This is a genomic window from Nocardia tenerifensis NBRC 101015, from assembly GCF_000308715.1.
Lineage (GTDB): Bacteria > Actinomycetota > Actinomycetes > Mycobacteriales > Mycobacteriaceae > Nocardia > Nocardia tenerifensis.
The window spans coordinates 1-21,967 of the sequence record NZ_BAGH01000151.1 but is presented as its reverse complement, the minus strand read 5'-3'; the positions used below and the strand labels follow the sequence as shown (position 1 = coordinate 21,967).

Sequence of the window (21,967 nt, the reverse complement as noted above, 5' to 3'; positions counted from 1 at the left end):
CATTCACCCTCACGAAACAGCAGCACGTAACGGGATTCGCGCGAACCCCGTTACGTGCTGCGCGACCGTTTGTGTGGATTACTTGACCGTGTAGATCCAGATCAGCGCGTTGCTGAGCTCGCCGTTGGCGCTCCACTTGTACTGACGGGCCAGGCCGGCGCCGTCGTAGGAACGCACGTAGTCCAGCAGGTCAGGGCGAGTGACCTTGCCCGCGCCGATGCCCTTGGTGAAGATCGTGGTCAGGTCGTAGGCCTCGACCGAGTACACGCCCGAGGGCTGCTTGTTCAGGGCCTGGTAGTCCTTCTCGAACTTCTCCGGGGCCGGGCCACACGGGCAGGTCAGCGTCGCGCCCTTGGCCGCGCTGCCCGCCTGGGCCAGGAACTGCGGGTCGTTCGTGCCGTCCGGGGCGACGAAGACGCCCTTGAAGCCGCCCGACTTCAGCTGCTGCGCGAGCGGCGCACCCTCGGCGTAGTAGCCCGCGTAGAACACGGCGTCGGCGTTCGCGCCCGCGATCTTGGTGACCGTGGCGGAGAAGTCCTTGTCACCGGTCTTGATGCTGGACGAGCAGCTGGCATCGGCCGCGGCGCCCAGGCCCTCGGTGATGCTCTTCGCCAGGCCGGTGCCGTAGTCGCTGTTGTCCTGGACGACGCAGACCTTCTTGTAGCCCGCGGTGCCGGTCAGGTACTTCGCCACGGACGGGCCCTGCACGTCGTCGTTGGCCAGGCCGCGGAAGAAGCTGGTCCAGCCGTTCGAGGTGAGCGTGGCGTTGGTGGCCGAGGAGGTCAGCGAGGCCAGGCCGGCGTCGCTGAGGACCTTGCCGGTCGCCTTGGTCTCACCGGAGAACGTCGGGCCGAGCAGGCCGATGATCGACTTGTCGTTCACGATCTGCGGAATGACCTGGGTGGCCTTCTGCGGGTCGCCCTCGGTGTCGAACGACTTCAGCGAGATCTGGCAGCCCGGATTGGCCTTGTTGTGCTGATCGAGCGCCAGCTTCGCGCCCATCTCGATATTGATCCCGAGTGCGGCGTTCGGACCCGTCAGCGCGCCCGCGAAGGCGAGGGTGGCCGGGGCGCACGTGGCCTTGCCGTCACCGGCGGGGTCGGCGGCCTTGGACGCGTCGGTCTTCGGAACTTCCTTGCCGTTGATGTCCACCTGCGCCACCGGCGTGATCTTCAGCCCCGCGGCGCCGCCGCTGGTCCCGGACGCGTCCGAACCGTTGTTGCTGGTCGATTTGTCACTGCAGCCCGTCAGCACCAGCGCGGCGACAGCGCCGATAGCCAAAACACCTCGCGTCGTACGACTGTGCCATGTCGAACTAAGCACGTTTCACCTCTAAGTCCTGTGCTCCCCCGGGATCACCGAGGGGGCCGACCACGTCAGCCCGGTCAGAACTTAGCGTTCATACGTTAGTTCCGCATCACATTCGGATCATGGACGCAACATCGTGTCGAATTTTTGTTCACGATTGCGTTTCACGCGCGTAAAATTCACAGCCGACGGCAGCCGGGCTCACTTCGGAGCGAGGTTCTCCAGCACGACCTCGGCGACCGCCTTCATCGTAGTCCGGCGATCCATCGCGGTCCGCTGAATCCACTTGAACGCCTGCGGCTCGGACAAGCCCTGGGTCTGCATCAACACACCCTTCGCCCGCTCCACCAACTTGCGCGTCTCCAAACGGTCGGACAGGTTCGCGACCTCGCCCTCCAACGCGGTGATCTCATGGAAACGGCTCGCCGCCAACTCGATCGCGGGCACCAGATCCGACTTGGTGAACGGCTTCACCAGATACGCCATCGCGCCGGCATCGCGCGCCCGCTCGACCAGATCACGCTGACTGAACGCGGTCAAAATGACCACCGGGGCAACACGTTTCGAGGCGATCTCGGCCGCGGCGTCGATACCGTCCCGACGCGGCATCTTCACATCCATGATGACCAGATCCGGCCGGTGCTCGACCGCCAGATCCACCGCCTGCTGGCCGTCGCCTGCCTCACCGACCACCAGATAGCCCTCCTCGGTCAGCATCTCGACCAGATCCATGCGGATGAGCGCCTCGTCCTCGGCGACAACGACCCGCTTGGCCCCCGCGTCGCGCTTCGTGCCCGCGCCCCCTGCTGCTGTGCTCATTGGTAGACCCCTCTGGTTCCGATGCCTGTCCCGACACGCCGGAGGGCGGACGTTGGTCCAACTCGCCGACCATCGACCTCACCACCGAGCTGCCGAGTGATGTAAAGAGTACCTTTCACTTCGGCGTAGAACGCATATACCCAGGGCAAACCGGTCAGCTGTGGCACACGACGCAACCGGTTAGGTGACAGACCACCCCAACCGCTATCATTCCTCCCGGTGCGCCGGGTTGGCGGAACTGGCAGACGCGACGGTCTCAAAAACCGTTGTCCGAAAGGACGTGTGGGTTCGAGTCCCACACTCGGCACGAGCTCCAGGGCGACCCCTGTTCGCGGAATGCGCGAACGGGGGTCGCTCGTCATTACACCGGGGGTGCAACCCCCGGACCCCGCTCGGCGGGGCTTCGCCCCCCGAACCCCCCTTGCAGTGGTTGCGTTTAGCGGAATGGTTGCGATCGAGGCTTGACTTTGCTGTGGTCACGTTCGGCGAATCGGTCGCGATCGAGCCTTGACCCGTGCAGTGGTTGCGTTCAGTGAGTGAGTCGCGATCGGTCCTTGACCTTGCGATGGCTGCGGTTGGTGGTCAGTCGCGATCGATCCTCGACCCTTGCAATGGTTGGGTTTGGTGAGTAAGTCGCGATCGATCCTTGACCCCCGGGCAGTAGTTGAGTTTGGTGAGTGGGTTGCGATCGGTCCTTGACCCTTGCAATGGGCTGCGTTTGATGGAGGGGTCGCGCTTCGATCCTGAATCCCCTTGTAGGAGGTTGCGTTGGGTGAGTCCGTCGCGGAATCGCTTTCGGCCCTCCGCACAGTGGTTGCGCCTGGCGGCTTGGTGGCGATTGATCGCCGCCTCTTGCAGGGGTTGGGGTAAAGTGATGTTGTCACGCAAGTGATGCTGGGCGGTGGGACGCCGTTGGTGCGACGCCCCACCTGATGGGTTACTTAGCCAGCCAGACTCGGCGGACCAGCATGAGAGCCCCGGCGACCACGGCAGCTTCCGCTACGATGATGCCGTAGTCGACCGGGGCCTCTCGCTTTTTCCGGCGATGTTTCGCCATCCCCCACCACCTCCTTCCTGGGCGCGGTGTGTGGACCATGTCCACCGCCCCTCGGAACGAGGTGTGATCAGCTTAGGCTATAACTCCGGTGAGAAGTGTTGCAGCCCTGGTCAATCCGGCGGACGCGCGGGATCACAGAGCGTTTGGCGTTGAAACGGCTCGTCGATCGACGGCGTGGGTGGCGTGGGGTGGGGTAAAGTGACGTTGTCACGTTAGTGATGCTGGGCGGTGGGACGCCGATTGCAGTCGACGCCCCACCTGATGGGTTAACTAGCCCCTCAACCAGCGGACCAGCAGGAGCGCCCCGGCGATCACGGCAGCTGTTGTGAGCACGATGCCGTAGTCGACCGGGGCCTTGCTCTTTGCCCGGCGATGTTTCGCCATCCCATCACCTCCTTCCTCGGCGCGGTGTCAGGACCTTGGCACCGCCCCTTGGAGTGAGGTGTGATCAGCTTAGGCTATTACTCTGACGAGATGCGTTGAGGCGCTGGTCAATACGGCGGACGTGGGGGTGGGGGGACTGATAAAATTTGTGCCGCGTGTTCGGTGCATCGAACTGTTCGGTCGTCTCGGTCGTATTCATCCGTAGGGTGAGCATGTGGGCGCCCGGGGCAGCGGAGGTTGGGATGCGGGTGAACAGGGAGACGGTGGATCTGGGTGGGTATCCGGATCTGGTCGTGATCTATCTCGGGATGCGGGTGCGTAAGGTCCGCGGGATCCTGCGGTTGCTGGGGCTCGGGCCGAAACTGTATCGGGCGCACCAGGATCGGCCGGACGGACTGCTGTCGCACGAGGACGTGATCTGGTCGCTGTTTCCGCCGCACTGGGGGGCGCGGCAGTACTGGCGGGATCTGGAGAGCCTGGAGCGGTGGACTCGGTCGGCGCCGCACCGGGATTGGTGGCAGCGGTTTCTGCGGGACTCGGGCGGGACGGGGTTCTGGCACGAGGCGTACTTCCTGCGGGGCGGCATCGACGCGATGTACGGCGACATGGACGGCGCGACAGGGCTGACGCGGTTCGCGCCGGTGATCGCCTCGCGCGGGCGAATGTTCTCCACGCGGGGACGACTGAGCGACGAGCCGAGCGGACTGGCGCCGGTGATCGACGAAAAGACTTACTACAGCGGCGAATTCGACTAGTCGCCGGATCGTCCCATGATCGGCTTATCACGACGCAATCACAACGTTGTGTTTCGATGACGCGGGCGCGGGGTAAGTGCAGGAGGACACAGTCGAACATGATCATTTATGGTTGCGACGCACACCGCATGTGCGCCGCCGCTTGTGTACGGCATCTGACCTGCAGATGAATATTCCTCCGTACCGCGCGTTTCGGAGGTTTTCGGACATCGACGGCGTTATCGAACGTTTACCGTATTCGTATGCACGTCCTGTTCGTCTGCAACGGCAATGTTTGCCGTTCGGTGATTGCCGAGCGCCTCACCCGCGCTCTCGCGGTCGAACACGCCCTACCGAATCTCACCGCGGAGAGCGCGGGAACCCGTGCGCTGGTCGGCTTTCCGGTCGAACCGCTCGCGGCCCAGGCCATCGAGGGCCTCGGCGCGGACGCGAGCGGCTTCAAGGCACGGCGACTGAAGAACGAGATGGTCGACAACGCCGATCTGGTGCTGACCATGACCCAGCAGATCCGCGATCAGGTGAGCCAGTTGGGCTTCGGCGTCGCGGCGCGCACCTTCACCCTGCTCGAGGCGCACCGCATCGCGCACGTCACCGGCGCGCGCTCGATCGCCGAACTGCACAGGGCGCGCAACGATCTCTCGATCGTCGGCCGGGAGAACATCACCGACCCGGTCGGCCTGTCCGAACAGGCGTACTGCGAGGTCGGCGACCGGATCGCCGAGGCGCTGGTGCCGCTGCTGCTCGCCCTCGCGCCGCACGAGCAGGCGCGCCTGGCCGCCGACGAGCGGACCGGACTGGTCATCGAGCCGGGCGCCGGCTCCCCACCGCTGGCGTCTTTCCTGGCCGCACACCGCATCAGGTAGTCTTCGCGACAGATATCGCTCTCCGACACAGCAATGCCGGGCTGCTATGTCCATTTCCGGGTCGGAAGTATTACACTCCCGCGGACACCAACTTCCACCGTTGCTGGTTCGACACACGACAGGAATAGACATGCCGAAACGCATTTCGGATGTTTCGCTCCATGTGTATGTGACAGCGGAAACCCTCGAGCGAGTCGTGCAGACCGTGCGCGAGGTAGTGGACGACCACCTGCAGGACCGCGAGGTGTTCGCGTGGCGCTTCACGCTGCCGGTGGACACCGACGACCCGGCTCACGTCACCCTCGAAACCCAGTGGCGGATGGAGCATCCCGGCGTCGAGCCGGGCGAGCGCGGCACCTACGAGATCGCGCTCAGCCTGGTCGGCGCGCCCGCCGAACTCACCGACGCCGACATGGCCGGGCTGGAACAGCAACTGCTGCACGGCATTTACGGTGTAGCGCGCACCGAGCCCAGCCAGAACATCCCGTTCTCCCTCCGCGCCACCCAGCGCACCGACGTCGACCTCGATATCGAGCGCGAACGCATTTGAGGCGAAAACGACTGCGCCGCATCGGCTCCCGATCGATCGACCGGTAAGCGGATGCGGCGACAGTCGTTACGACTTGGCCCGCGACGGGAAGTGCCGGATCAGGCCTTCCTGCACGGTGGTGGCGAGCAGTTCCCCGCTGCGGGAGAAGAAACGACCGGTGGCCAGGCCGCGGGAGCCGGACGCGACCGGGGACTCGGTGGCGTACAGCGCCCAGTCGTCGAAACGGAACGGACGGTGGAACCAGATCGAATGATTCACCGTCGCCGCCACGATGCGGTCGAGCCCCCAGGAGAGGCCGTGCGTGGTGATGATCGAGTCCAGCACGGTGGTGTCGGACGAGTAACCCAGGGTCGCGACGTGCAGCAGCGGATCGTCGGGCAGCCGCCCGTCCGCGCGCATCCACACCCGATTGTGGTTGAGCCGCTCCCCCGTGCCCTTCAGGATCCACGCCGGATCGTTGGTGTAGCGCATGTCGATCGGGTGCGGCGCCTTGACGAACATCTCCAGCTTGTCTTCCAAGCCTTGGAAACTCTCCTCGACCCGGGGCAGCGTCTCCGGATCGGGCACCTCGGGCAGCGGATGCCCGTGCTCGAGCCCCTTGTTCCAGTCCTGGAACGCCGCGAGCATCACGAACAGCTCTTGATCGTCCTGGAGGGCGGTGACGGTGCGATTGGCGAACGCGCGGCCGTCGCGGTGCCGGTCCACCCGGTACTCGATCGGCTTCTTGGTATCGCCGCCGCGCACGAAATGCGCGTTGATCGCGTGCACCGGACGGTCACCGACCGTGCGGCCCGCCGCGATGATCGCCTGCGCGACGAGTTGGCCGCCGAACGTGCGGCTCCACACCTTCTCCGGATGCTGACCGACGAACACGTCCTCGTCCATCTGCTCGAGATCGAGCAGGCCGAGCAGCACGTCCAGATCAGACTTCCCGGCCGCCGACGAATCGACGACCGACCCTCCAAGAGAACTATTCACGATTAATGATCCTCCTCACCGATGCGATGCACGTGGATCAGGTTGGTGGAACCGACCGTACCCGGCGGGGAGCCGGCCACGATTACCACGAGGTCACCCTTCTGGTATCGCTCCATCGACAGCAGTGCTACATCGACCTGGTGGATCATAGCGTCGGTGCTGTCCACCGTCGGCACGATGAAGGTCTCCGTGCCCCAGGTCAGCGCGAGCTGGCTGCGCACCTCCGGCAGCGGGGTGAACGCGAGCAGCGGCAGCGGGGTGTGCAGCCGGGCCAGGCGACGCACGGTGTCGCCGGACTGGGTGAACGCGACCAGCGCCTTGGCGTTGAGCCGCTCGCCGATGTCGCGGGCGGCGTAGGAGATCACGCCGCGCTTGGTGCGCGGCACGTGGGTCAGCGGCGGCACTCTGGTCGACTCGGTCTCCACCGCGTGCACGATGCGCGCCATCGTGCGCACCGTCTCGATCGGCCACGCGCCGACCGAGGTCTCGCCGGACAGCATCACCGCGTCGGCGCCGTCGAGCACCGCGTTCGCGACGTCGGAGGCCTCGGCCCGGGTGGGGCGCGAGTTCTCGATCATCGACTCCAGCATCTGGGTGGCGACGATCACCGGCTTGGCGTTCTCGCGCGCCATCTGGATGGCCCGCTTCTGCACCAGCGGCACCTGCTCGAGCGGGAGCTCGACACCGAGGTCGCCGCGCGCGACCATGACCGCGTCGAAGGCGAGCACGACGGCCTCGAGGTTGTCGATCGCCTCCGGCTTCTCCAGCTTGGCGATCACCGGCACCCGCCGACCCACCCGGTCCATGATGTCGTGCACCAGCTCGACGTCGGCCGGGGACCGCACGAACGACAGCGCGATGAAGTCGACCCCGAGCTTCAGGGCGAACTCCAGGTCCTCGATGTCCTTCTCCGACAGCGCGGGCACCGAGACGTCCATGCCCGGCAGCGAGACGCCCTTGTTGTTGGAGACCGGGCCGCCCTCGGTCACCCGGCAGACGACGTCGTTGCCGTCGACCCGGATGACGGTGAGCCCGACCTTGCCGTCGTCGACGAGCAGCCGGTCGCCGGCCTTCGCGTCCTGCGCGAGCTCCTTGTACGTGGTGGAGACGCGGTCGTGGGTTCCGTCGACCTCGTCGACGGTGATCCTGACCTCTTCGCCCGTCGCCCAGACGGTCTTGCCCTCGATGAACCGGCCCAGCCGGATCTTGGGTCCCTGCAGGTCGGCCAGGATGCCGACCGCCCGGCCGAGGTGGTCGGAGGCCGACCGCACCTTCTTGTAGTTCTCAGCGTGATCCGCGTGTTCGCCGTGACTGAAGTTCAGTCGAGCCACGTCCATGCCGCTCTCGACGAGTTCGCGGATACGGTCCTCGGTGGCTGTAGCCGGGCCGAGCGTGCACACAATCTTCGTCCGTCGCATCACGGGTAGAGCCTAGTCCCGACAGGTTGCCGGAGCCGCCTGTGCCCCGGGTGAAAGCTAAGTAAAAAAATGAACCGCGACTTGGCGAAACCTACAAAACGTTACGCATTACGCAACGCCCCTGGCCAGCGTCGTCTGTTCGAAACAGCGGCGCGTAAATGTTACTCGTTGGTAGTGATTCGCGGCGCGAAATCGAGTGAATTCCCGGGGCTGAAACGACCGCGTTTCGACATGCCGTCAGGTAGCCACGTGCCGGGCGAGCCGCGTCTCCAGCCGGGTCTGACCGAAGCCGAGGATCAGGCAGATGACCCAGTAGTACACCGCCGCGACGCCGTACAGCGCGAAGAAGTCGAAGGTCGGGGCGGCGGCGAGCTGCGCGACGCGCAACAGCTCGGTCACCAGGATCGTCGAGGCCAGCGACGTGTCCTTCACCAGCGAGATCAGCGTGTTCGACAGGGGTGGCACCGCGATGCGGGAGGCTTGCGGCAGGATGATCAGCCGCATCATCTGCGGATACGTCAGGCCGAGCGCCTGCGAGGCCTCCCACTGCCCCTTCGCGACGCTGAGGATCGACGCGCGCACGACCTCGGCCGCGTAGCCGCCGACATTGAGGCTGAACGCGATCACCGCCGCGGGGAATGGATCGATCACGATGTTGAACTGCGGCAGCGCGTAGAACACGATGAACAGCTGCACGAGCAGCGGTGTGCCCCGGATGATCGAGATGTAGAACCGGGCGGCCGCCGAGAGCGGCCACACCGGCGACATCCGGGCCAGCGCCACGAACAGCGCGATCGCCAAGCCGATGACGAAGCTGATCGCGGTGAGCGGCAGAGTTTTCTCGACGGTGGCCTGCAGCATCGGCCACAGGTTGTGCCAGATCAGTTCTCTGGTAGCGGCATCCATGGAGGGCGTCGGCTACTTGCTGACGTCGGTGCCGAAATACTTGTCCGAGATCTTGGCGAGCGTGCCGTCGGCGCGCAGCTCGGTCAGCGCCTTGTCGACGTCCTTGATCAGGGCGTCGTCCTTGCGGGCGGCGAAGGCCTGCTTGCTCGTCTCGCCGGTCTTGCCCGCGACCTTCACGCCGGTGTCGCCGGTCTTCTTGGTGTACTCGGCGACGGCGAGGGTGTCGTTGACCGTGGCGTCGACGCGGCCGTTCTTCAGCAGCTGGATGGCCTGCACGAAGCCCTCGACCGCCTCGACCTTCGCGCCCGCGCCACTGGCGACCTTTCCCCAGTTGCTGGTGGCGGACTGGGCGCAGGTCTTGCCCTTCAGGTCGGCGAGGGTGGTGATGGCGTTGTTGTCGGCGCGGGTGACGATCACGCCGTCGGAGGTGGTGTACGGCTGGGAGAGGGCGTACTTGTTCTTGCGGTCGTCGTTGATCGTCACCTGGTTGGCGACCAGGTCGAAGCGCTTGGACTCGAGCCCGGCGAAGATGGCGTCCCACGGGGTCTGCACGAACTCGACCTTCTTGCCGAGCTTGTCGCCGACGGCCTGGATGACCTCGATGTCGTAGCCGGTGATCTTGCCGTCGGCGCCCTGGAAGCTGAACGGGGAGTAGGTGCCTTCGGTGCCGACCTTCAACACGTTCGGATCGCTGCTGCTCCCGCAGGCGGTGAGCCCGGTGGCGGCGACGATGGCGAGCATGGCGGCGGCGAACAGCTTGCGACGCACGGGTTCCCTCTCTTCGGTGCGCGGGACATCCCGCGCACAACACGCAAATCCGGCTCATGCTACGCCGGGTGCTTTGCGAAGGACCCTATATCGATCATGGTGCGCGAAAGGGTTGCACTCGCCGAAACAAGGGCGCGTCGCGGTGCGGTGCCCCTGATCCTCGGGGCACTGACCTGCCGCATCGGTGGTGCTGGAATGACGGACGGGCACCGCCGGATCGGCGATGCCCGTCGTCTCGCAGGGTGCTCAGTCGCGCAGGGGGCGGCCGTCGCTGTCGGGTACCTTGCCGATCAGCATGAGGATGCCGTCGACGAGCGGCCAGATGCCACCGATGCCACAGGTCAACCAGGTGACCGCGATCTGGGCGATGGCGATGCCGGTGTAGCCGGTATAGAAACGGCCGACACCGAACGCGCCGAGGAAGATCTGGAGCAGGCCCGCGATCAGTTTCTGCTTGTCCGAGAACGGGACGCCGAATTGGTCACGGCCCCAAGGGGCTTCGGGGTCGTTCGGGTTGTAGCCCGGCGGGCCGTAGCCTGCGGGTGGGTAGGCGCCGGGCTGCTGGCCGTACGGGTTGGCCTGGCCGTACTGCGGCTGGGCGTACGGGTCGACGGGCTGCTGGGCGTAGGGCTGGGAATCGTACTGCGGCATGGCCGCGGTGTCCTGCGGCTTGTTCAGATCCGGCCCCGTGCCGGGCGGGCCGTACTGGGGCCCACCGAATCCCGGGTTGTTCTGCTGGTAGGGGTCGGTCACTAATGTCCTCCTCATTCGTGCGGGCGCTCCCCCGCCTCTCCGCGACGTGCGCCGGGTGCCGCGACGGTGTCGTCGCGGCACGACGGTCGGCCACGCAGCTGAGTTCCGGACCTCCCCGACGGGTCAACCCCGTGTCGTCGCGAAATCGGTTGCCCTGATCGCGGATCGTGGTCCCAGCTCCGCGGCCGTCTCCGGCTTCGCGGCTTGGCCAGACTGTACTTCGTCCGGCTCGACCACGCAGTTCAGATCGGGCGTTGGATCGAAGGCCGGTGACTGGTTCGCCGGACTCCACGCTGTTATCGCGGACGGTCGCCGATTCGTTGCCACACCGAGCAGAGTCATATGGTCGCCCAACGATCTTGGACAACAACCATATGACTCTGCTGATCTTCCATGCTCTACACGCAACCACAGCCAGATGACCACGCTGGGACTGAGCACCGCGCTCCTGACTGCTGGAGACAGTCGGGGACGGCACTCGTCGCGCCCAGCACTGCTCCAGTGAAAACCTGGATGGGTCTTCAGCTTTCGCAGGATGTCTCAGCTGTGCCTGTCCGAAAAGGCGCACCTGCCCGAAAGGCGCACCTGTCCGAAAAGGTGCACCTGTCCAAGCAATGATCGGGCAGTGCTGGGCGCGATGGGTGCCGTACCCGGCTTTCTCCAGCAGTCAGGCGCGCGATGTGGAGGTTCCAGCGTGGTCATCTGGCTGTGGTTGCGTTCGGAGGGGCCGAGGTACGGTGCGACGCTGCGGTTGGGTTCACAGACCGTGCACACCGTTCACAAGGGCTGGAGCCCTTGTGAACGGTGTGGAAGCTCTGTGAGATCAGAGCGAGCTGTCTGCCGGGCGGTTACGTCAGCGCAGGCCCCTGCCGATCGGTCACGTCGGCGCTCGTTGGAGACGGACACCTTTCGAGCTAGGAACGGTTGCGGGGGTCCGGGGCGTGGGATTTGTCGCGGTGGTCCTCGGGCACGGCGGGCGCGTCGGTGGTCGAAGCGGACGCGTCGCTGTCGGTCGCACTGGGCGCGTCACTGTTGTTCGTCGCCGCAGGCACGTCGCTGACGGTCGAGGCGGGCGCGTCGCTCTCGGTCGTGGCAGGCGCGTCGCTGTCGGTTGCGCTGGGCGCGTCGCTGTTCGTCGCGGCAGGCACGTCGTTGATAGTCGAAGTGGGCGCGTCGCTGACGGTCGAGGTGGACGCGTCGCTCCCGGTCGCGGCAGGCGCGTCGCTCTCGGTCGTGGTAGGCGCGTCGTTCTCGGTCGTGGTAGGCGCGTCGCTCCCGGTCCTGGTAGGCGCGTCGCTCTCGGCATCGGTGGTCGTACTCGACTCGCCGACGTCCGTGGCTGTGGCGCCGGCGGTCTCCTTGGCCGAATCCTTCTCCAGCACAACCGTATCCGAGTCGGCGGCCGGCTCCGACGCGGCGGCGGCGCGCAGAGCACCGATCTGCCATGGCCACGGACGCTGCACCGGCGACGGCTGCAACTCCGCCGCGGTCTCGCGCCCCTTGGTCGCGAACACGAAATAGGCGATGGCGGCGAGGAATACGATCGCGGCGGTGAACGAGTTGATGCGGATGCCCGCGATGTGGGTTGCCTCGTCGTCGCGCATCAGCTCGACGAAGAAACGGCCGAAGCTGTAGCCGGCGACGTACAGCGCGAACAGGCGTCCGTGCCCGATGCGGTAGCGCTTGTCGAGCTGCACGAGCAGCACCACGATGAGCACGTTCCAGATCAGCTCGTACAGGAACGTCGGGTGCACGACCTTGTCGACGACGCCGTTGGAGACGCCGTTCATCGCGTCCGGCTTCAGGTCGTCGTTGTACCGGAAGAAGATCTCCAAGCCCCAGGGCAGGTCGGTCTTGCGGCCGTACAGCTCCTGGTTGAAGTAGTTGCCGAGCCGGCCGATGGCCTGGGCCAGCAGGATCGGCGGGGCGATCGCGTCGCCCAATGCGGGCAACGGGATTCGATACACCCGGCAGCCGATCCAGGCGCCGACGCCGCCGAGCAGCACCGCGCCCCAGATGCCGAGGCCGCCGTTCCAGATCTGCAGCGCGGCAGCGGGGTCGCCGTCGGGGCCGAAGTACTTCTGCCAGTCGGTGGCGACGTGGTAGAGCCTGCCGCCGATCAGACCGAACGGCACCGCGAACATCGCGACGTCCAGGATCGCGCCCTGCTGTCCGCCGCGTTCACGCCAGCGCCGCTCGCCCCACCAGATGGCGACGATGATGCCGAGGATGATGCACAGCGCGTAGGCCCGCAACGGGAACGGACCGATGTGCCACACGCCCTGCGGAGGGCTCGGAATGTAGGCCAGGACTCGTAAGGTCACGGGGCCACCGTAGCGGAGAACCGTGCCGACGCCAGAACCACCGCACCGTGGCGTCCGCCGCCGGACACGCCGCTCAGGAGGCGACGGTCGCCGAACGCACGCCCTCGGCGAGCTCCTCGGTGAGCGCGCGGACCGCGTCGAGGCCCTCGCCCGCCGCGCTCACCAGCGCCGAACCCACGATGACTCCGTCCGCGTAGGAAGCGATCTCGGCCGCCTGCGCGCCGGAGCGGACGCCGAGGCCGACGCCGATGGGGATGTCGGAGTGCGCTCGGATCCGCGCGCAGAGCGCGGGAGCCGCCGACGACACCGCGTCACGGGCGCCGGTGACGCCCATGGTGGACGCGGCGTACACGAAGCCGCGCGACGCCTCGAGCGTCTTCACCAGACGCTCCTCGGTGGACGACGGCGCGACCAGGAAGATGCGGTCCAGGTTGTGCGTGGACGAGGCGACGAACCAGTCGTCGGCCTCCTCCGGAATGAGGTTCGGGGTGATGATGCCCGCGCCGCCCGCGGCCGCGAGATCACGCGCGAAGGTGTCGACGCCGTACTTGAGCACCGGGTTCCAGTAGCTCATCACCACGGCTTGGCCGCCCGCCGAGGTGATCGCCTCGACGACGGAGAACACGTCGCGCACCCGCACGCCGCCCCGCAGCGCCTGATCGGCGGCGGCCTGGATGGTCGGGCCGTCCATCACCGGATCGGAGTAGGCGACGCCGACTTCGATGATGTCGCAACCGGATTCGACCATGGCGCGGCAGACCTCGATGGAGCCGGCCAGGTCGGGGTAGCCCGCAGGCAGGTAACCGATGAGCGCGGCACGGCCCTCACCGCGCGTCGCGGCGAAGGTGTTTGCCAAACGAGATTGTTGGCTCACGACTGAACGGCCTCCTCATCCAACAGCCCGAACCAGCGCGCCGCGGTGTCCATGTCCTTGTCGCCGCGGCCGGACAGGTTGACCAGGATGATCGCGCCGGGGCCCAGTTCCTTGCCCAGTTGCAGCGCGCCGGCCACCGCGTGCGCGGACTCGATCGCGGGGATGATGCCCTCGGTGCGGCTGAGCAGCAGCAGCGCGTCCATCGCCTCGGTGTCGGTGATCGGGCGGTACTCCGCGCGGCCGATGTCCTTGAGCAGCGCGTGCTCGGGGCCGACGCCGGGGTAGTCCAGTCCGGCGGAGATCGAGTGCGACTCGATGGTCTGGCCGTCCTCGTCCTGGAGCAGGTACGAGTAGGCGCCCTGGAACGCGCCGGGCGTGCCGCCGGTGAAAGTGGCGGCGTGCCTGCCGGTTTCGACGCCGTCGCCGGCCGCCTCGTAGCCGACCAGCCGGACGTCGGGGTCGTCGATGAAGGCGTGGAAGATGCCGATGGCGTTGGAGCCGCCGCCGACACAGGCGACGACCGCGTCGGGCAGCTTGCCGGTGGACTCCTGCACCTGCGCGCGGGCCTCGAGGCCGATCACGCGCTGGAAGTCGCGCACCAGCATGGGGAACGGGTGCGGGCCCGCGGCGGTGCCGAAGCAGTAATAGGTGTCGTCGGCGTTGCTGACCCAGTCGCGCAGGGCCTCGTTGATCGCGTCCTTGAGCGTCTTCGAGCCCGTGGTCACCGAGACGACCTCGGCGCCGAGCAGCCGCATCCTGGCCACGTTCAGGGCCTGGCGCGCGGTGTCGACGGCGCCCATGTAGATGACGCAGTCCAGGCCGAGCAGCGCGCACGCCGTGGCGGTGGCCACGCCGTGCTGGCCTGCTCCGGTCTCCGCGATGACGCGGGTCTTGCCCATCCGCTTGGCGAGCAGGGCCTGGCCGAGCACATTGTTGATCTTGTGAGAACCGGTGTGGTTCAGGTCTTCCCGCTTGAGCAGGATGCGCGCGCCGCCCGCGTGCTCGGCGAGCCGGGTGCACTCGAACACCGGCGAGGGACGGCCGGTGTAATCGCGCTGCAACCGGTCGAGCTCGTTGAGGAAGTCCGGGTCGAGCCGGGACTTCTCGTAGATCGCGGTGACGTCCTCGATGACCGCCATCAGCGCCTCGGGCACGTGCCTGCCACCGTAGACGCCGAAGTGGCCGCCCGCGTCGGGCTCGTGCGCGCTGCGGTGCGCGACGCCGTCGCTGGCCTTGGGCAGCTCACTCACCCCGGTCACCGGCCCCGCCGCGCGGGCTTCGGGCAGGACGGGTGGGTGCCCGCAGTCACCAGCTCGGAGACCGCCGCGCGGGGATCACCGCTGGTCACCAGGCCCTCGCCGACGAGCACGGCGTCCGCGCCCGCGCCGGCGTAGGCCAGCAGGTCGGCGGTGCCGCGAATGCCGGACTCGGCGATGCGGATGACCTCGGTGGGCAGGCCGGGCGCGATCCGGGCGAACACGTCCCGGTCGACCTCGAGCGTCTTGAGGTTGCGGGCGTTCACGCCGATCACCGAGGCGCCGGCCTCCAGCGCGCGGTCGGCCTCCTCCTCGGTGTGCACCTCGACCAGCGCGGTCATGCCGAGCGACTCGGTGCGGTCGATGAGCGAGGAGAGCACGTCCTGCTCCAGCGCCGCGACGATCAACAGGATCACGTCGGCGCCGTGCGCGCGGGCCTCGTGGATCTGGTACGGCCCGACGACGAAGTCCTTGCGCAGGATCGGGATGTTCACGGTGGCGCGGACCGCGTCCAGGTCGTCGAGCGACCCGTGGAAGCGGCGGCCCTCGGTGAGCACGCTGATGATCCGGGCGCCCCCGTCCTCGTATGCCTTGGCCAGGCTGGCGGGGTCGGGGATGTCGGCGAGCTCGCCCTTGGAGGGGCTGGCTCGCTTCACCTCCGCGACGACGCCGATGCCGTCTTCGAGCAGGGCCGCGCGCGCGTCGAGCGGGCTACTGGCCGCCGCGGCGGCCGCCTTGACCGCCTGGAAATCGAGGAGGGCTTCCCGAGCGGCCACATCCGCGCGGACCCCGTCGAGAATCGAGTCGAGTACCGTCATCTGGCTCGAATCCTTTCTGGGGAGACGGACTTGCTGCCTGAGAATCCCCCCAGGCGCTGTCTCACCGATGCTGACAAAGAATAAATGGGCGTACCGGTCGCGTTCGCGCCGGGTCGTGTTGTGGACCAGCCAACCAGTCCGAGCGCAAGGTGTGCGCCGCCACAGTCGCCGCGCCCGGAACCTTCAGTGCGCACGTCCACCCGCCCCGTTTCCGTCCCGATCCTCGGGCCGCGCACCGGGGTTCGCGGCGTCCTCGGTGGGGTCGGTGCCTGCGTCCAGCGCGTCCCACAGCACGCGTTCGGACAACTGAGCGGAGTCCGGGTCCTGGGTTGCCGTGTCGTCGCGCCGCTTGGTGACCTGTTCGGTGGCGGCGGCGCGGCGGAACACCGGATTGTCGTACTTGCCGGAGAGCCGGGCGGTCTCCTGCGGCATCCGCGCGAGCAGCCCGCCCGCAGCGAACGCCGCCAGCGCGCCGAGCAGGGCGAGGACGGCGGGCAGCGGCGAGGTCGTCGCCTCGCCCACCTGCGCTCTGGCGGGTAGCTCGGCCAGCTTGGCGGCGCGTTCGGCGATCTTGCCCGAGTTGGTGAGCAGCGCGAAGGCCGGGACCGCGGCGACGGCGGCGACCAGGGCGATCAGCACGCCGAGCGCGCGGCGCAGCCAGCCCTTGGTGGCCAGCACGGCCGCGATGGAGGCGAGCAGCACGAGCGCGAGCGGGGTGAGCGCGCCGAACCAGACGCCGCCGTTGAGGCGGTCGGTGCGCGGTTCGGTGAGGCCGTCGGCGGAGGTCAGCGTCACCCAGGTCATCCGCGAGGAGCCCCACAGCGCGGCCGCCGCGACGGCGAGCAGCACCAGGGGGCCGACCGGAAAGCCGCGCCGCGCAGGGGCTTTCGTCTCCGCGCCGGCGGTCTGCTCGGTGACCAGGTCGGGGTCGGGGGTGTGGGCCGGATCGGGCTCGTCGGCCGTCACGCGCCGTCGCCCTTCGCGCCGTACGCGCGCACCGTCTTCGCCGCCGCGATCGCCTTGAGCACCGCCATCGCCTTGTTGCGGGCCTCGACGTCCTCGTACTCGGCGTCGGAGTCGGCGACGATGCCCGCGCCCGCCTGCACGTAGGCGGTGCCGCGCTTCAGCAGCGCCGTGCGGATGGCGATCGCGGTGTCCGCGTCGCCTGCGAAGTCGAGGTAGCCGACGACGCCGCCGTACACCCCGCGTCTGGTCGGCTCCAGCTCCTCGATGAGCTCCATCGCGCGCACCTTCGGCGCGCCGGACAGCGTGCCCGCCGGGAAGCAGGCGCGCACCGCGTCGAGCGCGATCTTGCCCGCGGCCAGCCGGCCGGACACCGTCGAAACCAGGTGCATCACATGGCTGTAGCGCTCGATGTGCCGGTACTCGGTGACCCGAACGGTGCCGGGCTGACAGACCCGGCCCAGGTCGTTGCGGCCGAGGTCGACGAGCATGAGGTGCTCGGCGTTCTCCTTCTCGTCGGCGAGCAGGCCCTTCTCCAGCAGCAGGTCGTCCTCCTCGGTGGCGCCGCGCCAGCGGGTGCCCGCGATCGGATGGGTCGTCGCCACCCCCTCCTTCACGGTGACCAGCGACTCGGGGCTGGAGCCGACGATGGAGAACGCGGTGCCGCCGTCGCCGTCGGGGATGTGCAGCAGGTACATGTACGGGCTCGGGTTCGACGCGCGCAGCATGCGGTACAGGTCGAGCGGCGCGCCGTCGTAGTCCATCTCGAAGCGCTGCGAGAGCACGACCTGGAACGCCTCGCCCGCCTCGATCTCCTTGACCAGCCTGCGCACGCCCGCGCCGAACTCCTCGCTGGTGCGGCGGCGGCGGAACTCCGGCTCGGGCCGTTCGAACACCGACACCGTGGACGCGGCGGGGGCGGCGAGCGCCTCGGTCATCCGATCCAGGCGGGCGACCGCGTCGTCGTAGGCCTCGTCGACGCGCGCGGCGGTGCCGTTCCAGTTGACCGCGTTGGCGATGAGGGTGATCGCGCCCTCGTGGTGGTCGAACGCGGCGAGGTCGGTGGCGAGCAGCAGCACCATCTCGGGCAGCTGGAGATCGTCGTGCGCGAGGTTCGGCAGGCGCTCGATGCGGCGGACCGCGTCGTAGCCGAGGTAGCCGACCATGCCGCCGGTGAGCGGGGGCAGGCCGGGCACCCGCTCGGTCTTCAGCAGTTCGAGGGTCTCGCGCAGCGCGAGCAGCGGGTCGCCGCCCGACGGCGCGTCCACCGGGATGTTGCCCAGCCAGGCCGCCTCGCCGTCGACCACGGTCAGGGCCGAGGGACTGCCCGCGCCGATGAACGACCAGCGCGACCACGATCGGCCGTTCTCCGCCGACTCGAACAGGAACGTTCCCGCTCGGTCGTCGGCCAGCTTGCGGTAGGCGGAGAGCGGAGTTTCGGAGTCCGCCAACACCTTTCGGGTCACCGGTACCACCCGGTGCTCCGCGGCCAGCTGGTGGAACTGTGCACGGGTCGTGGTGGTGGGAGTCGACGCGCCTGGCATGGTCACATCATCCCAGGGTGCACCGACACGAAGTGCGGCGCACCCCGTGCGGCCGGATTCGCCAGTGGCGCCGCGGGTTCCGCGCGGGGCCCGGCTCGCCACACCGGCAACAAACACGACCGCCCGGTTCTCATGCCCCCGGCGGCCCCGCGCGGGTCGTCTCTACACTTCGCTCCGTTCCATCTCGCACGCGGTATCCATGATCGAGAGGAGACAACCGATGTACCCCTCGCAACCGGAGGGCAGGCACGCCGCCCCAGGCGGTCCGCCGAGCCAGGCCCCACGGATGGTAGGTCTGCAGTCCAAGCCAGGCCCCCAGGGTGCCCCGAGCGCGCTAGCCACCTTCGTCACCTACGCGAAGGCGCTGGAGACCCTGGACAAGGATCACTTCCCGGACGAATACGCCACGCACGCCGACCGGATCAAGGAACTCAAGCCCTTCCTGCGCGCGCACGGCATTCTCGACGTCATGCAGATCAAGAACCCCGAAGTCGCCGCGCTGATCGGTATCTAGGACGTAGCCGCGTAGCTTCGCCGCGGGCATGTCCGCGACGCGGGCGGTTCGACAGGTACCGGGTGCGACACGCGCCCGGTACTGTCCCATTCCATGCAGACAGGTCAGCTCGCCCCGCAGTTCGAGCTCCCCGATCAATCCGGCACGCCCCGTTCGCTCGACGCGTTGCTCGCGGACGGCCCGCTGGTCCTCTTCTTCTACCCCGCCGCGAACACCCCGGTGTGCACGGCCGAGGCCTGCCACTTCCGCGACCTGGCCGCCGATTTCGCCGCGGTCGGCGCCTCGTGCGCGGGCATCAGCGCCGACGCCGTCGACACCCAGGCCGGCTTCGCCGACAAGCAGCGTCTCGGCTACCCGCTGCTCTCCGACCCCGACGGCGCCGTCGCCGCGCAGTTCGGCGTCAAGCGGGGCCTGCTCGGCAAGCTGTCGCCGGTCAAGCGGCAGACGTTCGTCATCGATCGGGACCGCACCGTGCGCAAGATCATCACCGGCGAGTTGCGCGCCAACGTGCACGCCGACGAGGCGCTGAAGTTCCTGCGCGAGCACGCGAAGTAGTCCCGGCCGAGCGCGACGCCCGGCCGAAACGCCGGGCCGATCACCGCGTTTCCGTCGCTGACCCGGCTTACCCTGAGCTAATGACTGCGACCGACGGACAGCTGGAGCAGAAGTCGACCGGGCCCACCTGGAAGACGTGGATCATCGGCGGGCTCGCGGTGCTGGCCCTGCTGTTCATCGCCTACTTCATCCTGTCCGCGTTCATCCCGCGCTGGTGGGCGCAGCGGATCGCGGAGATGGTGCACGGCAGTTTCGCCAAGGGCATCGGCTGGGGCCTGGTCTTCGGCGGCGTCTGCACGGTCATCCCGCTGTTCCTGCTGCTGTTCGCGCTGCGGGTGTGGCGGCGCAGGGGCGGCCGGTTCATGGCGGGCGCGGCCGTGGTCATCGCCGTGCTCGTCGCCATCCCCAATCTGATGACGCTCACCATCGTGCTCGGCGGCAGCAACGCCGCGCACGCCGGCGAGCGGATCCTCGACGTCGACGCGCCCGCCTTCCGCGGCGCGTCCCTCGCGGGCGCGCTCATCGCGGCCGCGCTGTTCCTCGTGGCACTGGTGCTCGTCATCATGCGGTGGTGGCGGCGCAGGCATCCCGAGCGCAACACCCCGCGGACGCCGCCGCCGAGCACCACCGGCCCGGCCATGACCGGCCCCGGCGGTTTGTGAGGGACCTCACGCTACTGGACAACTTCATGACGGGCGAGCGAAGTCGTGGCAAACTCAGAGTCGCGGGTGACTGTGAATATGCTTTTCAATAATCGGTAGGCTTACTAACAAAACCACGTCACTTGGCTTGAAAGAAGGCACACAGTGACGAAGTGGCTCGACCCGGTTGAACAACGAGCTTGGCGCGCGATTGTCGCGCTGATGACCCGCCTACCAGGCGCTTTGGACACCCACATGCAACGCGAGTCCGGGGTCACGCATTTCGAGTATTGGGTCTTGACCCTGCTCTCCGAAGAGCCGGGCCACCGGTTGCAAATGAGTGACCTCGCCCACAAGGCAAATGCATCGCTATCACGCCTTTCCCACGTCGTTTCCAAGCTGGAACGCATGGGCTGGGCGCAACGCTCCGCTACCGCCGGGCGCCGCGGCGTGCAGGCCGTCCTGACAGACGACGGCTACCACAAAGTCGTCCAAGCAGCCCCCGGCTACCTCGACGCCGTCCGCCACCTGGTCTTCAACGGCCTAGAACCCGAACAAACCGCCCAACTAGCCGAACTAAGCGAACTACTAGCCGACCACCTAACCGACACCCTCAGCCCCGACCCCAAATCCCGCACTCCCTCTCAGGATCAGCACTCGCTTTAGGGCCCTGGAGAGGGTGCGGAGCCCGAAAGAGAGTGCGGGGCTAGGCGAGCAGGACGTCCGAGTCGAAGCAGGTGTGGGTGCCGGTGTGGCAGGCGGCGCCTTCCTGGTCCACGAGCAGCAGAATGGTGTCGCCGTCGCAGTCGAGCCGGACCTCGTGGACGTACTGTGTGTGGCCCGAGGTCTCCCCCTTGACCCAGTACTCCCCGCGCGAACGCGAAAAGTAGGTCGCCTTGCGGGTTTCCAGCGTGCGGGCCAGGGCCTCGTCGTCCATCCACGCCATCATCAGCACGTCGCCGGTGCCGCGTTCCTGGGCGACGGCGGCGACCAGGCCGGCCTCGTTGCGCTTGAGCCGGGCGGCGATGGCGGGATCGAGAGTCATGGCACCGTTATAACAGTCGGACATGGGCGCGCCGCAGGGCGGCCACGGTGTCGTCGTCGGACTCGTCCAGCGCGAGGGTGAGCGTGTCGCGGTAGGTGTCGCCCGCGGACCGATGGCGCTCGCGTCCCTTGTCGGTGATCACCGCGTAGACGCCGCGCCGATCGTCCGGGCACAGGTCCCGGTAGGCCAGCCCGGCGGCGTCGAGCCGGCCGACCAGCCTGGTCACCGAGCTCTGATTGAGGCCGAGGCGCGCGGAGAGGTCCTGCATCCGCAACTCCCCGTCCGGGGCCTCCGCCAGGAAGCCGAGGGCTCGATACTCCGAGAGCCCGAGGCCGTGCCCGCGCTGCACCGCCGCCGCCAATCGCCCCTCCACCTGGGCGTGCAGGGCGATCAGCCGGCTCCACATCTGCTCGTCACGCTCACTGTTTGACACGATTTATTTGTACATGCATACTTCTCCTCACGCAAGGTAATTGCATATACATACAACTAAAGGAGCTGAACTCATGGCCTGGATCTACCTGATGATCGCCGCGGTCTTCGAAGTGGTCTTCGCGCTGGCGACCAACGCGACGCACGGATTCACCGTGCTCGGCCCGTCCCTGCTCACCGCGGCGGCGGCCGCGGGCGGCATCTTCTTCCTCAGCCTGGCGCTGCGCACCCTCGACGTCGGGGTGGGTTACACGGTGTGGACCGGCATCGGCTCGGTCGGCACGGTCACCCTCGGCACGGTGATCTTCCACGAGACGCTCAACGTCTGGAAGGTGCTCGCGTTCGTGCTGATCATCGGCGGCGTGCTCGGGCTCAAGCTGGCCGACACCATCGCCAACCGCGCGACCGCACCCGCGCCCGTCTGATACCCCAGTTCGCTTCC

At 67.7% G+C, this 21,967-nt stretch carries 23 protein-coding genes and 1 tRNA gene; 9 read left to right on the top strand and 15 right to left on the bottom strand.

Features of this window, described 5'->3' with window-relative positions; translation table 11 throughout:
• Window positions 1-78 precede the first annotated feature (78 nt).
• Window positions 79-1,281 carry a branched-chain amino acid ABC transporter substrate-binding protein gene (locus tag ON39_RS12025; RefSeq protein ID WP_040733655.1) on the bottom strand — a complete coding sequence of 401 codons (1,203 nt, stop codon included), beginning with the start codon at window positions 1,279-1,281 and terminating at the stop codon, window positions 79-81.
• Window positions 1,282-1,509: 228 nt separating this feature from the next.
• Entirely contained in the window at window positions 1,510-2,127 is a 618-nt protein-coding gene (locus tag ON39_RS12020) for an ANTAR domain-containing response regulator (RefSeq protein ID WP_014983319.1), read from the bottom strand.
• A 223-nt stretch (window positions 2,128-2,350) separates the two neighbouring features.
• Here ON39_RS12020 and ON39_RS12015 point away from each other — a divergent pair.
• The 4 genes from ON39_RS12015 to ON39_RS12000 all read left to right on the top strand — a co-directional run bounded on the left by ON39_RS12015 (window position 2,351) and on the right by ON39_RS12000 (window position 5,736).
• Window positions 2,351-2,434 (top strand) — tRNA-Leu (locus ON39_RS12015).
• 1,376 nt (window positions 2,435-3,810) lie between these two features.
• The gene (locus ON39_RS12010) at window positions 3,811-4,323 is read left to right on the top strand and encodes a monooxygenase family protein (protein ID WP_040733679.1); all 513 of its coding nucleotides are present in this window, start codon (window positions 3,811-3,813) and stop codon (window positions 4,321-4,323) included.
• 242 nt (window positions 4,324-4,565) lie between these two features.
• Window positions 4,566-5,186 carry an arsenate reductase/protein-tyrosine-phosphatase family protein gene (locus tag ON39_RS12005; protein ID WP_040733651.1) on the top strand — a complete coding sequence of 207 codons (621 nt, stop codon included), beginning with the start codon at window positions 4,566-4,568 and terminating at the stop codon, window positions 5,184-5,186.
• A 130-nt stretch (window positions 5,187-5,316) separates the two neighbouring features.
• Complete coding sequence (locus ON39_RS12000) at window positions 5,317-5,736, top strand: hypothetical protein (protein WP_040733650.1); 420 nt, start codon at window positions 5,317-5,319, stop codon at window positions 5,734-5,736.
• Window positions 5,737-5,802: 66 nt separating this feature from the next.
• On the opposite strand, the gene ON39_RS11995 is transcribed toward ON39_RS12000, so the two are convergent.
• The 11 genes from ON39_RS11995 to ON39_RS11945 all read right to left on the bottom strand — a co-directional run bounded on the left by ON39_RS11995 (window position 5,803) and on the right by ON39_RS11945 (window position 18,338).
• Window positions 5,803-6,621, bottom strand: coding sequence for an acyl-CoA thioesterase (locus ON39_RS11995; RefSeq protein WP_246003011.1), 819 nt, complete (start codon window positions 6,619-6,621; stop codon window positions 5,803-5,805).
• Window positions 6,622-6,716: 95 nt separating this feature from the next.
• A complete protein-coding gene (gene pyk, locus ON39_RS11990) occupies window positions 6,717-8,135 on the bottom strand; it encodes a pyruvate kinase (RefSeq protein WP_174412518.1) in 1,419 nt (472 codons plus the stop codon).
• Window positions 8,136-8,369: 234 nt separating this feature from the next.
• Window positions 8,370-9,038 carry an amino acid ABC transporter permease gene (locus ON39_RS11985; protein WP_040733649.1) on the bottom strand — a complete coding sequence of 223 codons (669 nt, stop codon included), beginning with the start codon at window positions 9,036-9,038 and terminating at the stop codon, window positions 8,370-8,372.
• 12 nt (window positions 9,039-9,050) lie between these two features.
• Entirely contained in the window at window positions 9,051-9,779 is a 729-nt protein-coding gene (locus ON39_RS11980) for an amino acid ABC transporter substrate-binding protein (RefSeq protein ID WP_040733675.1), read from the bottom strand.
• 273 nt (window positions 9,780-10,052) lie between these two features.
• Window positions 10,053-10,559, bottom strand: coding sequence for a TM2 domain-containing protein (locus ON39_RS11975; RefSeq protein WP_040733648.1), 507 nt, complete (start codon window positions 10,557-10,559; stop codon window positions 10,053-10,055).
• A 914-nt stretch (window positions 10,560-11,473) separates the two neighbouring features.
• Entirely contained in the window at window positions 11,474-12,883 is a 1,410-nt protein-coding gene (lgt, locus tag ON39_RS47215) for a prolipoprotein diacylglyceryl transferase (RefSeq protein ID WP_083894392.1), read from the bottom strand.
• A gap of 73 nt (window positions 12,884-12,956) precedes the next feature.
• Window positions 12,957-13,757 carry a tryptophan synthase subunit alpha gene (gene trpA, locus ON39_RS11965; RefSeq protein ID WP_040733647.1) on the bottom strand — a complete coding sequence of 267 codons (801 nt, stop codon included), beginning with the start codon at window positions 13,755-13,757 and terminating at the stop codon, window positions 12,957-12,959.
• Window positions 13,754-15,016: a tryptophan synthase subunit beta gene (trpB, locus tag ON39_RS11960; RefSeq protein WP_040733646.1), complete on the bottom strand. Its 1,263-nt coding sequence runs from the start codon at window positions 15,014-15,016 to the stop codon at window positions 13,754-13,756. The genes trpA and trpB overlap by 4 nt, the downstream gene beginning before the upstream one ends.
• Window positions 15,013-15,831, bottom strand: coding sequence for an indole-3-glycerol phosphate synthase TrpC (gene trpC / locus ON39_RS11955; RefSeq protein WP_040733645.1), 819 nt, complete (start codon window positions 15,829-15,831; stop codon window positions 15,013-15,015). The genes trpB and trpC overlap by 4 nt, the downstream gene beginning before the upstream one ends.
• A gap of 183 nt (window positions 15,832-16,014) precedes the next feature.
• Window positions 16,015-16,752, bottom strand: coding sequence for a TIGR02234 family membrane protein (locus ON39_RS11950; protein WP_040733673.1), 738 nt, complete (start codon window positions 16,750-16,752; stop codon window positions 16,015-16,017).
• A 41-nt stretch (window positions 16,753-16,793) separates the two neighbouring features.
• Window positions 16,794-18,338 carry an anthranilate synthase component I gene (locus tag ON39_RS11945; protein ID WP_040733672.1) on the bottom strand — a complete coding sequence of 515 codons (1,545 nt, stop codon included), beginning with the start codon at window positions 18,336-18,338 and terminating at the stop codon, window positions 16,794-16,796.
• Between the two features lie 220 nt (window positions 18,339-18,558).
• Between ON39_RS11945 and ON39_RS11940 the strand changes: the two genes are divergently transcribed.
• The 4 genes from ON39_RS11940 (at window position 18,559) to ON39_RS11925 (ending at window position 20,714) form a co-directional block, all read left to right on the top strand.
• Window positions 18,559-18,852, top strand: coding sequence for a hypothetical protein (locus ON39_RS11940; protein ID WP_040733644.1), 294 nt, complete (start codon window positions 18,559-18,561; stop codon window positions 18,850-18,852).
• A gap of 93 nt (window positions 18,853-18,945) precedes the next feature.
• Complete coding sequence (locus tag ON39_RS11935; RefSeq protein ID WP_040733643.1) at window positions 18,946-19,407, top strand: peroxiredoxin; 462 nt, start codon at window positions 18,946-18,948, stop codon at window positions 19,405-19,407.
• An 80-nt stretch (window positions 19,408-19,487) separates the two neighbouring features.
• Window positions 19,488-20,069 carry a hypothetical protein gene (locus ON39_RS11930; RefSeq protein ID WP_040733642.1) on the top strand — a complete coding sequence of 194 codons (582 nt, stop codon included), beginning with the start codon at window positions 19,488-19,490 and terminating at the stop codon, window positions 20,067-20,069.
• A gap of 201 nt (window positions 20,070-20,270) precedes the next feature.
• The gene (locus tag ON39_RS11925; RefSeq protein WP_246003010.1) at window positions 20,271-20,714 is read left to right on the top strand and encodes a MarR family winged helix-turn-helix transcriptional regulator; all 444 of its coding nucleotides are present in this window, start codon (window positions 20,271-20,273) and stop codon (window positions 20,712-20,714) included.
• A gap of 40 nt (window positions 20,715-20,754) precedes the next feature.
• Here the strand turns inward: ON39_RS11925 and hisI are convergent, their stop codons facing one another.
• Together hisI and ON39_RS11915 are read right to left on the bottom strand one after the other, a co-directional pair.
• Window positions 20,755-21,093 (bottom strand): phosphoribosyl-AMP cyclohydrolase, encoded by a 339-nt coding sequence (gene hisI, locus ON39_RS11920; protein ID WP_040733640.1) that lies wholly within the window; start codon window positions 21,091-21,093, stop codon window positions 20,755-20,757.
• 7 nt (window positions 21,094-21,100) lie between these two features.
• Window positions 21,101-21,526, bottom strand: a complete 426-nt coding sequence (locus ON39_RS11915; RefSeq protein ID WP_211336361.1) for a MarR family winged helix-turn-helix transcriptional regulator — start codon at window positions 21,524-21,526, stop codon at window positions 21,101-21,103.
• 73 nt (window positions 21,527-21,599) lie between these two features.
• Between ON39_RS11915 and ON39_RS11910 the strand changes: the two genes are divergently transcribed.
• On the top strand, window positions 21,600-21,950 hold the full coding sequence (locus ON39_RS11910; protein WP_040733638.1) for a DMT family transporter: 351 nt from the start codon (window positions 21,600-21,602) through the stop codon (window positions 21,948-21,950).
• Window positions 21,951-21,967: the final 17 nt, after the last annotated feature.

Coding starts and splice junctions, on each gene's coding strand:
- ON39_RS11910 (WP_040733638.1), top strand. CDS start 21,600: ATGGCCTGGATCTACCTGATGATCGCCGCGGTCTTCGAAGTGGTCTTC.
- ON39_RS11985 (WP_040733649.1), bottom strand. CDS start 9,038: ATGGATGCCGCTACCAGAGAACTGATCTGGCACAACCTGTGGCCGATG.
- ON39_RS11940 (WP_040733644.1), top strand. CDS start 18,559: ATGTACCCCTCGCAACCGGAGGGCAGGCACGCCGCCCCAGGCGGTCCG.
- ON39_RS12020 (WP_014983319.1), bottom strand. CDS start 2,127: ATGAGCACAGCAGCAGGGGGCGCGGGCACGAAGCGCGACGCGGGGGCC.
- ON39_RS11925 (WP_246003010.1), top strand. CDS start 20,271: ATGACCCGCCTACCAGGCGCTTTGGACACCCACATGCAACGCGAGTCC.
- hisI (WP_040733640.1), bottom strand. CDS start 21,093: ATGACTCTCGATCCCGCCATCGCCGCCCGGCTCAAGCGCAACGAGGCC.
- ON39_RS11980 (WP_040733675.1), bottom strand. CDS start 9,779: ATGCTCGCCATCGTCGCCGCCACCGGGCTCACCGCCTGCGGGAGCAGC.
- trpC (WP_040733645.1), bottom strand. CDS start 15,831: ATGACGGTACTCGACTCGATTCTCGACGGGGTCCGCGCGGATGTGGCC.
- ON39_RS11945 (WP_040733672.1), bottom strand. CDS start 18,338: ATGCCAGGCGCGTCGACTCCCACCACCACGACCCGTGCACAGTTCCAC.
- ON39_RS11995 (WP_246003011.1), bottom strand. CDS start 6,621: ATGGACGAGGACGTGTTCGTCGGTCAGCATCCGGAGAAGGTGTGGAGC.
- ON39_RS12005 (WP_040733651.1), top strand. CDS start 4,566: ATGCACGTCCTGTTCGTCTGCAACGGCAATGTTTGCCGTTCGGTGATT.
- ON39_RS11935 (WP_040733643.1), top strand. CDS start 18,946: ATGCAGACAGGTCAGCTCGCCCCGCAGTTCGAGCTCCCCGATCAATCC.
- ON39_RS12000 (WP_040733650.1), top strand. CDS start 5,317: ATGCCGAAACGCATTTCGGATGTTTCGCTCCATGTGTATGTGACAGCG.
- ON39_RS12010 (WP_040733679.1), top strand. CDS start 3,811: ATGCGGGTGAACAGGGAGACGGTGGATCTGGGTGGGTATCCGGATCTG.
- ON39_RS11930 (WP_040733642.1), top strand. CDS start 19,488: ATGACTGCGACCGACGGACAGCTGGAGCAGAAGTCGACCGGGCCCACC.